Source organism: Mesorhizobium sp. RCAM 05099 (assembly GCF_059683685.1).
The window spans coordinates 4,025,447-4,035,382 of sequence record NZ_CM185035.1; the positions used below are offsets into that span (position 1 = coordinate 4,025,447).

Annotated in this window: 11 protein-coding genes and 1 tRNA gene; 9 read left to right on the top strand and 3 right to left on the bottom strand. The window is 60.8% G+C overall.

Features of this window, described 5'->3' with window-relative positions; translation table 11 throughout:
• Positions 1–37 precede the first annotated feature (37 nt).
• From AC56QQ_RS19870 to AC56QQ_RS19880, 3 genes are all read left to right on the top strand, one after another.
• Entirely contained in the window at positions 38–658 is a 621-nt protein-coding gene (locus AC56QQ_RS19870) for an Arc family DNA-binding protein (protein WP_489861142.1), read from the top strand.
• Entirely contained in the window at positions 655–1,905 is a 1,251-nt protein-coding gene (locus tag AC56QQ_RS19875) for a tyrosine-type recombinase/integrase (protein WP_489861141.1), read from the top strand. Before AC56QQ_RS19870 ends, AC56QQ_RS19875 begins: the two co-directional genes overlap by 4 nt.
• Positions 1,876–2,009: transfer RNA gene (locus AC56QQ_RS19880), tRNA-Thr, on the top strand. Before AC56QQ_RS19875 ends, AC56QQ_RS19880 begins: the two co-directional genes overlap by 30 nt.
• Positions 2,010–2,025: 16 nt before the next feature.
• Here AC56QQ_RS19880 and AC56QQ_RS19885 read toward each other — a convergent pair.
• On the bottom strand, positions 2,026–2,853 hold the full coding sequence (locus AC56QQ_RS19885) for a hypothetical protein (protein WP_497123076.1): 828 nt from the start codon (positions 2,851–2,853) through the stop codon (positions 2,026–2,028).
• A gap of 182 nt (positions 2,854–3,035) precedes the next feature.
• On the opposite strand from AC56QQ_RS19885, the gene AC56QQ_RS19890 reads away from it, so the two are divergent.
• Positions 3,036–3,641 (top strand): cupin domain-containing protein, encoded by a 606-nt coding sequence (locus AC56QQ_RS19890; RefSeq protein ID WP_497123077.1) that lies wholly within the window; start codon positions 3,036–3,038, stop codon positions 3,639–3,641.
• Positions 3,642–3,849: 208 nt separating this feature from the next.
• On the opposite strand, the gene AC56QQ_RS19895 is transcribed toward AC56QQ_RS19890, so the two are convergent.
• Positions 3,850–4,416: a DUF2569 family protein gene (locus AC56QQ_RS19895; protein ID WP_489861139.1), complete on the bottom strand. Its 567-nt coding sequence runs from the start codon at positions 4,414–4,416 to the stop codon at positions 3,850–3,852.
• 123 nt (positions 4,417–4,539) lie between these two features.
• Positions 4,540–5,154, bottom strand: a complete 615-nt coding sequence (locus AC56QQ_RS19900) for a TetR/AcrR family transcriptional regulator (RefSeq protein WP_497123078.1) — start codon at positions 5,152–5,154, stop codon at positions 4,540–4,542.
• Positions 5,155–5,245: 91 nt separating this feature from the next.
• On the opposite strand from AC56QQ_RS19900, the gene AC56QQ_RS19905 reads away from it, so the two are divergent.
• From AC56QQ_RS19905 to AC56QQ_RS19925, 5 genes are read left to right on the top strand one after another with little or no spacing between them, the layout of a single operon-like run.
• Positions 5,246–6,331 carry a polyamine ABC transporter substrate-binding protein gene (locus AC56QQ_RS19905; protein ID WP_497123079.1) on the top strand — a complete coding sequence of 362 codons (1,086 nt, stop codon included), beginning with the start codon at positions 5,246–5,248 and terminating at the stop codon, positions 6,329–6,331.
• 13 nt (positions 6,332–6,344) lie between these two features.
• Positions 6,345–7,232, top strand: a complete 888-nt coding sequence (locus AC56QQ_RS19910; protein WP_497123080.1) for an ABC transporter permease — start codon at positions 6,345–6,347, stop codon at positions 7,230–7,232.
• 1 nt (position 7,233) lies between these two features.
• A complete protein-coding gene (locus AC56QQ_RS19915) occupies positions 7,234–8,016 on the top strand; it encodes an ABC transporter permease (protein WP_497123081.1) in 783 nt (260 codons plus the stop codon).
• Entirely contained in the window at positions 8,013–9,077 is a 1,065-nt protein-coding gene (locus tag AC56QQ_RS19920) for an ABC transporter ATP-binding protein (RefSeq protein ID WP_497123082.1), read from the top strand. The genes AC56QQ_RS19915 and AC56QQ_RS19920 overlap by 4 nt, the downstream gene beginning before the upstream one ends.
• 2 nt (positions 9,078–9,079) lie before the next feature.
• Positions 9,080–9,841 (top strand): MBL fold metallo-hydrolase, encoded by a 762-nt coding sequence (locus AC56QQ_RS19925; protein WP_497123083.1) that lies wholly within the window; start codon positions 9,080–9,082, stop codon positions 9,839–9,841.
• Positions 9,842–9,936 lie beyond the last annotated feature (95 nt).

Here is a 9,936-nt window from a genome sequence, read left to right on the forward strand (position 1 = left end):
TTGCCTTTCATGGTGGCAAGTTGCACTTATCCCCAGCATGAGTGATGATGACCGCGAAAAATACCCTAGTGAGCTGGCCGAACGCTTTCAGGTCCGGCTTCCGCCTGGTTTGCGAGACCGCATTAAAGAAGCGGCAGACAAACACAGCCGTTCGATGAATGCTGAGATTGTCGCGCGTCTTGAAGACTTTCCGACGCTTCAAAAGACGTTGTTCGCTACGACGCGGGAGCGAGCGAAACTGGCGGACGATAAGGAGCGCCTTGAATGGGAGCTGGATCGGCTAGAACACTTGCGAAAACGCTTCTTTAACAAGGAGGGAAAGCCTGCCCCTGTTTTAGCAATTCCCCAGCCCTTGCTTGATCGCATTAGCCTGGAAGCGGAGCAGAACCACCGAACGCTTGACGCCGAGGCGATTGCCGCTCTTGAGGTTGCGTTCCCTCCAAAGTCGATAGACATCAATCTTCTATCGGTCTTTTTGGAAAGCTTGATCGGCGTCAGTGCTCCTGACGGGAACAGCGACTATCTGAATTATATCAATAATGCTCTTGCCGACGCCAAGCAGCCATGGACCGTCCGAGCTGGCTGGGACGGTGAGGTAAGCTTTGTTCCCTACGCCACCCGCGCCGAGCAATCGAACGACGAGGGCGGGAACGAATGAGCGTCCGTAAGCGCACATGGACCAATAGCCGAGGCATCGAAAAGGAAGCCTGGGTTGTCGACTATGTCGACGGAAAGGGCATCCGGCGGCTGAAGACATTCGCCAGAAAGAAAGATGCCGACAGCTTCCGCGACGGCGCCGGCGTCGAGATCCGCCAGGGCATCCACGTAGCGGACAGGGATAGCGTCAGACTGGCCAAGGCCGGGGACATTTGGATCAAGGGGGCTGTAGACGCCGGGCTGGAGCGCTCGTCCACCGAGGCATATCGATCGCACCTTGACCTGCATATCAAGCCGTTCATCGGCCAGGAGCGGCTTTCCGATCTAAGCGTCAGCACACTCCGGGCATTTGAAGACAAGCTTCGCGAGAATGGCCGATCACCCGTAATGGTGCGCCGGATCATGGTCAGCCTTGGCACACTGCTCGCAGACGCCCAGGAGCGCGGCTTTGTGGCCCGCAACGTTGTTCGGGACATGCGCGCCCGTCGCAGGCGCGGAGAGCGCCAGGACAAGCGTCAGAAGGGCAAGCTTAAGGTTGGGGTCGATATCCCGTCACGCGAAGAGATCAGGGCTATTGTCAACGCCCTCTCCGGCCGGTGGCGCCCATTGCTGCTTACGGCAATCTTTACCGGGTTGCGCGCTTCGGAATTGCGCGGGCTCCGCTGGCGCGATGTGCATCTAGACAAACGAGAACTGCATGTGCATCAGCGCGCCGACAGGTTCAATGCGATAGGCAAGCCGAAATCGGAAGCAGGCGAGCGAACGATCCCTTTGCCGCCGACAGTCATCAACGCGTTGCGGGAATGGAAACTTACTTGCCCGCGCAGGCGTACCGGAAAGCTGGACGAGGAAGGCAAGCCGGTCACTGTGCTGGAGCTGGTCTTCCCTAACGGCGCGGGCAACATCGAGGGTCTGAGCAACATCATTCGACGTGGCCTGATCCCCACGCAGATAAAAGCTGGCGTCACTGTGCCAATTCTAGACGAGCATGGCGAGCCGCAGCACCACAAGGACGGCAAACCCGTTGTCACAGGCAAATACACCGGCATGCATGCGCTTCGTCACTTCTATGCCTCGTGGTGCATAAACCGCACCGAGGAAGGTGGCCTGGGATTGCCCGCTAAGATGGTCCAGGAAAGGCTTGGACATTCGACCATCGTGCTAACGATGGACCGCTATGGGCACCTGTTCCCGCGCGGCGACGACGAGGCGGAACTAGCCTCTGCCGAGCGGCTGCTGTTGGGCTAACGCGACACAGGCGCGACATAGGACACTGAAAGCCTTATTTCCCATGACTTCGGAGCGGTTTTGTAAACCGAAGGTCGGCGGTTCGATTCCGTCCGGGGGCACCAGCTCGCAGCTAAAGCGTCATATGTAGCTTGCAACAGCGAGCCAAAGGAACATCTGCGAAATCGTAGTGAGCAGCATGTCGATGACCACGAGGCTGCGGCCATGACGCGTAAGAAATTCACGCACGCGTGGATAGCGCGACGCCAATGGTGACAGTCCGACCACGGCAAAGCTCAAACCGTTCAGGCAAAAAATCAGCAGAGACACGGTCAGCGTTGAATAGTCTGACTGCGTATGGATGCCCATCAGCGGGGTTCCGGCCGCAAGCGCCAGAACAAGCACCGTGCCGATCCCGAACACGACATAGCTTTCCTTGAAGGTGATCAGCCCAAGGGAGTCAGCAACCATGGCGATAACCAGTGTGCCCGACAGCAGCGAGAGCGGAAGAACGAAGGCCAAAATGCTTGCGGGCACCGTCAGGCCGTGCATTTGCAGCAGCGGCATCAGCGCAAACCAGGACAGAAAGATGGTTCGGTATTCCATGGTAGACGCAAGGCTGAAATGCACTCGGTAGACGATTTCGCCATTGCTTTCGTGAGAAGGTATGTAGGAGAGTAGGAAGGCATTGCTGATGTAGAGGATGAAGGAGACAAAGAACATCACTACAACGGTATCCATTGCCGCCGCGGAGAGACCAGGCTGGCTACGGGCAAGGCCAACGAGGATGACGATTCCAGTGATGGAAAAACCGGCAAGGCCGCCTATAATGGGAACGTGCTGCTTGGCCATGTCGTAGAGATTCCAAGGTGGCGGGGTGAGGCGAGGCTGACCTCGACTGGCTACGGCAAGTGCGGCGGCGACGCCGACTGCAGACGAAGCGACAAACCCAAGAACGATCCACCACATGGCACCTACCCTCCCTCGGTGAATGCTGACAGCGCGTTCGCGCCTTACGCTTTTTGAGGGACAAGCCTATAGTAAATTTCGCGAAACCGCTGCAGCCACTAAGATCTCTGGACTTTGACGTGCCGATATTCTGAAATACGAGATGATCCATGTCACGCTGTGGAGATGTCTACGAGAACAAGGTGACCGGTGAATTCGCCGTGATCCTGCGTGGCACCGAAGACCGCGACCAAGGACCTGGCATTGTTCATTTGACCGCTCGGCCGGGCGCTGCGGTCGTTGGCGAGCACTTCCATCCGAATATGATTGAACGGTTTACCGTCTTCAGCGGCCGGCTCGATGCCTCCATCGCCGGGAGGACATTTTCTCTGGGACCCGGCCAATCCGCAACGGTGGAGGCAGGAGTGGTGCACGATTGGTGGAACAGCAGCAAAACCGACGAGGCGCACGTCCTGATCGAAATCGAACGGGCGCCCGGCGCGGACCACATTGATCCGAACCGGTTCGAGCTGCTGATTGGCATGCTCTTCGGCCTCGCCAATGCTGGGCAGGTGGATAAAAAAGGCAGACCCTTCCTGCTTCAGGCGGCAGTCATCGCCAGAGAATTTGCCGACGTGATCGTCTTCACCCAGCCTCCACCGGCGATTCAGCGGGTGGCGCTCGCTATCCTGGCACCGCTCGCCAATCTGCTTGGCTATCAGGCGATCGACCCGGCCTTCTGCAGGCCGCACGCCCGTGTTACGCCGGCGCCCGAAATCCTCGCTTTGGCAGGCCTTCCGCCTGCCTGAGGTCGATGTCACAGGGAGGCCCGCGCCTCGCCGTCCAGCAGCCGGGCGACGAACTTCAGTCGCTCGTCCATGACGTTACACTCCTTCCAAGGCACCTTGCTCTCCTTCCAAAGGGCCGAAAGTGTAACCTGTCTATCCGGAATGAATTGTCACCCATCTCTCTGGAAGGGCAGCTCTTATGCGAATATTTGGACCGCGGACGCCTCTTTCAGGCGCTCGCGACTTGTCCAGATGCGCTCGCCCTGTCGAACGTGTTCCTCACCCTGACCGACTTGTAGACATAGGCGGCCCAGATGCCGGTCACCACGAACGAGGCTATGGGAGCCACCAGCGCGTCGCCTGCCAGCACCTGATTCACCGGGACGCCAAGGGTGGTCGAAATCCAGATCGTATCCAGGATAAACACGACAGGGATCGCAAGCCACTGGCACAGAAACAACTGCGGAAATCGATGGCTTCGCCTGAACATCGCAACGAGCACAACCAACTGAAGCACCAGAAATGCCAGGTTGAGAGCGACCTCGCCATACACAGCCAGCGGCCCATTTGAGAGGGTCATAAGTTGCTGGTAGCCATCGGCTGAATTGCCCAGTTCGGCGAGTGTGCGCAGCGGTGACAATGCCTGACCGATCGCCAGCAACATCAGCCAGCCGCCGAAGCCCACAAGAGCCTCAGGATTCTGTGACGGCTTCGCGGCTGATCGAACGGCAAAAAAGACAGGCACGCCGATCAACAGCAGCAGTATCGCCCAATGCCAGATTGAAAACGTTCCCATTTACCCCCCCAATTATGCCCCTCTAAGTTGTATCAGATTTCAAACTCAACTCAAGAGGTGAACCTCGTGTGAAACGACGTTTGATGCCGAGGCGACGATTTCTCCTGTCTTCTCCTGACTCCCTCACACCCCGATCGCCGCCACCAGGATCCGGTTCTGCCGGCGTATCGCCGCGCGCAGTTCCGGTATCCTTGCCTCGTCACGTTTCACGAACTCGATGAACATCATGTTCATGTTGTTGAAGATCAGTTCGCCGAGCGCCTGTCCGTCGATATCCTGCTTCACAAGGCCGAGCGCCTGCAGGCGGGCGATCAGCGCGCGGATCTGTTCGGTCAACGAGCGGTCGAGCGCGGTGTAGGCCTGGCCGAACGGGCCGTCGGGCAGTTGCGTCGAGATCGCCATCGCCTGCCGCCACATCTCCTTACTGAGATAATGCAGCGAGTGCTCGATATAGATGCCGAGCAGCGTATCCAGCGCGTCGCCGACATTGGCCGGCGGGTTGGCAACGACGCCGCGGCCGGCGTTGAGCACCTCATTGACCTCCAGCGAGACGATGGCGCCGAGGATGTCGCCCTTGTTCTCGTAGTAATTGTAGATCGTGCCGACCGAGACCCCGGCCTGGGCGGCGATCGCCTCGATCTTGGCGCCTTCATAGCCCGCCTCGCGAAAAAGCTCCGCCGCCGCCTCGATGATGCGGCGGTGCCGGTCTGCCTTTTGCCTTGCCCGCAATCCGCTCATATCAGCCTCTTGCCATAAAAACAGAATTGACTCAATTTTAGAATTGGTTCAATTTTTTGCAAGAAGCCACAAAGGCAAGGGAGAACACTCGATGTCCATGAAATCCGCATCCAGGAATCCGCTTTCCATCCTGAAGAGCCATCTGCACGCCGCGTGCGCCGCCACGGCACTTCTGCTCGCGACGGGCGCCCAGGCCGCCGATCTCAACGCGCTGATCTGGTGCGACCACTCCGATCCGGCGCTGCTGCAGCCTTTCGAGGAGGCCAACAACGTCAAGGTCAACGTCAAGGAATTCGAAGGCACCGGCGCAGGCCTCGCCATCGTCGAGCAGTCGCAGCCCGGCGACTGGGACGTGATGGTGATCGATAGCATCGACGTGCCGCGCGGTGTCGAGAAAGGCCTGTTCGAGCCGCTGCCGGAAGACAAATTGCCCGTCGCCGACCTGTTTCCGCAGGTGAAGATGGACGGTTCCACCGTCGTCGGCGGCAAGCGCTACGGCATCACCGAAAAGTTCGGCTACAACACGATCGGCTACAACAAGACCAAGGTCGACCCGGCCGACATGCAGTCGATGGCCGCGCTCACCGGCGACAAGTACAAGGGCAAGGTCGCCATCTACGACTATTACCTGCCGGTCATCGGCATGGCCGCGCTCGCCATCGGCAAGAAGACGGCCGAACTCACTGAAGCCGACCTGCCCGCCATCAAGGCCGAGCTTCTCAAGATGAAGGCCAATGCCAAGCTGGTCGGCGAAGTGACCGCCAGCCAGACAGCACTTGCGACCGGCGAAGTCGACATCCTGGTCGGTGGCGGTGAGTGGGTGACGGCGGGCACGGCCAAGGAGAACCCGGCGCTGGACTTCTCCATTCCCAAAGAAGGCGCCGTGCTGTGGTCGCAGTCGCTGGCCATGTTCAAGGATTCCAAGAACAAGGACATGGCGCTGAAATTCATCCAATACATCATGAGCCCGGAAGGCCGGGCGCGGCTTGCCACCTCGTCCTGCTACTGGGGCATGCCCGCCAACACCAAGGCGGCGCTGACCGACGACCAGAAGAAGATCCTGCGTTTCGACGAGCAGCCGGGCTTCCTCGCCCGCGCCCAGGCCTATCCGGCGCCGAATGCCGATCTCGACAAGAAGATGCAGGACATGTGGACTGAAATGCTGCAGACGAAGTGAGCGACTGCCGCTGATGAGCATAGCTGGAAACAACGGGCGTGCCTTGCCCCGGGAGGGCCGCGCCCTGCCCCGGGCGGGCCGTGCCCTGCCCTGGGCGCTGGTCACGCCGGCGCTCGGCTGGACGCTGCTGTTCTTCGTCCTGCCTTTCATCGCCATGGGGTTTTCCAGCCTCACGGCGCATGAGGGCGGCGGCTTCACGCTGACGAACTACAGCCAGTTCTTCACCAACCCCTCCTATTGGCAGGCGATGGTGAACTCGCTGCAGGTGACGGCAATCGTCACCGTGGTCTCGGTGCTGCTCGCCTATCCCTTCGCCTGGATCCTCGCCGAACAGGTGCCGGAACGCTGGCAGCGGTTGGCGCTGATGCTGGCCGTGCTGCCGTTCTGGACCTCTTATCTCGTACGCTCCTACTCCTGGCTGCTGGTGCTGGCGCAGAATGGCGTCATCAACCGGGTCCTGACCGGCTCCGGCCTGTTCAGCGAACCTGTGCAACTCGCCAATACGCGTTTCGCCACCGTCACCGGCTTCGTGCATTTCTTCGTCATGCTTCTGACGCTGACCATCTTCGCCAACCTGAAGCAGTTGAGCCCGAGCTACCGCAAGGCCGCCGCCGATCTCGGCGCCGGGCCGGTGCGCACCTTCCTGCATGTCGTGCTGCCGCTGACCTTGCCCGGCATCATGGTCGGCGCCTTCCTCACCTTCGTGCTGTGCATCGGCGACTACATCACGCCGCAGATCCTCGGCGGCAACAACGAGTTGCTGATGCCGCAACTGGTGATGATGCAGATCGGTCGGCGCGGCGACTTTCCGCTGGCCTCGGCGCTGTCGATCGTCCTGATGGCGGTCGTCACCGTCGCCTACCTCGCCTGCGCCCGCTGGCTCAAGATCGAGCGGGCCTGAAATGCGCCAGATCGTCCGCGTCGCTTCCTGGCTCTATGCGCTTGCCGTCTACGGCTTCATCTTCCTGCCGGTGGTCGTGCTGGTGCTGTTCTCGCTGCAGGCGACGTCGTTTCCGATCCCGCCCTTCACCGGCCCGTCGCTGCGCTGGTACGACGCCGTTCTCTCAGACCCGCGACTGACTTCGGCGCTGGTCAATTCGCTGCTGGTGGCGTCGATCTCGTCGCTTGCCGCCGTCACGCTCGGCTTCCTCTCGGCCTGGGGCTTTGCGCGCTTTCTCCTGCCTGGCTCGGGCCTGCTGCGTGGCCTGATCACGTTGCCGTTGACGGTCAGCTACCTCATCATCGGCATGGGGCTTTTGGTGCTGTTCAACTGGGCCGGCGTGCCGAAGTCGCTGCTTGCCGCAGGAATCGGCCATGTCGTGATAAACCTGCCGCTGTGTTTCGCCATCATCTACAGCCAGATGGGCGACCACCAGATCAACATCGAACGCGCCGCGCGCGACCTCGGCGCGCCGGAATGGAAGGTGCTGCTGCTGATCACCGTGCCTGTCATGGCGCCGGCCATTTTCGCCGGCTTCTTCCTGTCGATGACATTCTCCTGGGACGAGTTCGTGATTTCGTTCCTGTTGACCCGCTTCGACACAACGCTCCCGGTGGAGATCTGGAACCTGCTGCGTTCCGGCCTCAACCCGAAGACCAATGCGGTCGGCTCCCTGGTCTTTGCCGTCTCCATCATCCTGGTCGTGCTGTTTGAACTGACATTGCTGCGCAGGAGAAAAACATGACCGCCCCGCTGGTCGACATCAGCTCCGTCTCGCATCGCTTCGGCCACCAGACGGTGCTGAGGAACGTCTCGCTGCAGATCGAGCCCGGCAGCTACACGATCCTGCTCGGGCCATCTGGATCCGGCAAGACGACGCTGCTGTCCATTCTGGGCGGCTTCGTCACCCCGAGTGAAGGCAAGGTGTTCATCCGCGGCGAGGACTGCACATCGGTGCCGCCGGCAAAGCGGCCAAAGACGACGGTGTTCCAGGATTATGCGCTGTTTCCGCATATGAGCGTCGGCAGCAATGTCGGTTTCGGCTTGCGCATGCAGGGCGTGGACGCAGCCACACGCGCCGCACGGGCGCGCGAGGCGCTGGCCCTGGTTGGCCTCGCCGCCGCCTTCGACAAGAAGCCGCACCAGCTTTCCGGCGGCCAGCGGCAGCGCGTGGCGCTGGCGCGTGCGCTGGTCATCGAGCCGGCGGTGCTGCTGCTCGACGAACCGCTCGGCGCACTCGACCTCAAGCTGCGCCGGCAAATGCAGGACGAGTTGAAAGCCATCCAGAAGCGCGTCGGTACCGCTTTCATCCATGTCACCCACGACCAGGAAGAGGCGATGGCGCTGGCCGACCACTGCGTGGTGATGAACGATGGGCGCATCGAGGATGAAGGACCGCCCGAGCGTGTCTATGCCCGGCCGGCGACACGCTTTTCCGCGACCTTCATGGGCGAAAGCACGATTCTTGCCGGCACGGTCACGGAAGCCAAGAACAGGACAAGCGCTGTCGCAACGGCGGTCGGACAAGTGTCACTGCCCAGCGCGTTGGCTGTGGGTTCAGCCGTTGCGCTGGCCATCCGGCCGGAGCATCTCATCCTCGGCGCGACCGCGGGCACGGCAAGGCTGGGCACTGCCAGGGTGAGCGACGTCGTCTTCCAGGGCAGCTTCAAGCGCGTGCTCGCGGTTTCCGTCGAAGACCCCTCGCTGCAGTTCATTGCCAGGCTGCCCGCGACAGCCACTGTCCAGCCGGGCGACACGGTCGCGGTTTCGTGCGATACCGATGAGATCATCCTGCTGACGGATTGAACATGGGCACGCTTCCGGTCGTCGAGGCTCCAGACTGGTACGAGACCGTTCGCATGGCCGACGGTGTGACGCTGATCCACGAGCCGTGGATCAAGCCGTTCTTCCGCTGCAACATGTGGCATGTGCGCGGCCGAGATCGCGATCTTCTCTTCGACACCGGCCTCGGCCATTTCAGTCTCAGACGACACGTGACGCTGGTGAGCGAGCGGAAGCTCACCTGTATCGCCAGTCACACGCATTTCGATCATATCGGCTGCCATCACGAATTTCCCGACCGCTGCGTGCATCGCGCCGAGGCCGAAATCCTCGCCGATCCACGCAACGAATGGACCGTTGCCGACCGCTATGCGAACGACGACATGTTCGATCGACTGCCGGAAGGCTGGGACACGGCGCGTTACCGGATTCTGCCGGCGCCCGCCGGCCGGCTGCTCGAGCATGGCGACGTCGTCGATCTCGGCGACCGTGCCTTCGAGGTGATCCACACGCCCGGCCATTCGCCCGGCGGCATCGCGCTCTACGAGAAGAAGACCGGCATCCTGCTCTCTGGCGACATCATCTATGACGGCCCGCTGATCGACGACGTCTATCACTCGGATATCTCTGACTACGTCGCGACATTGCTCGGCATGCGCGACCTCGATGTCTCGGTCGTGCATGGCGGCCATTTTCCGAGTTTCGGCAAGGTGCGCTATCGCCAGCTCGTCGACGAGTATCTGGCGCAAAAACGGCAGGCCGGCTGCCACCTGCGGCAGAGCCGGTAAGGGCAGCTAATAAGCGTCCTGTCGCCGCCGACCTCGTCATGATATCGTCAAACACGAGACCGTTGATGAATTTGGGGCAAGTCGAGGCATGACCG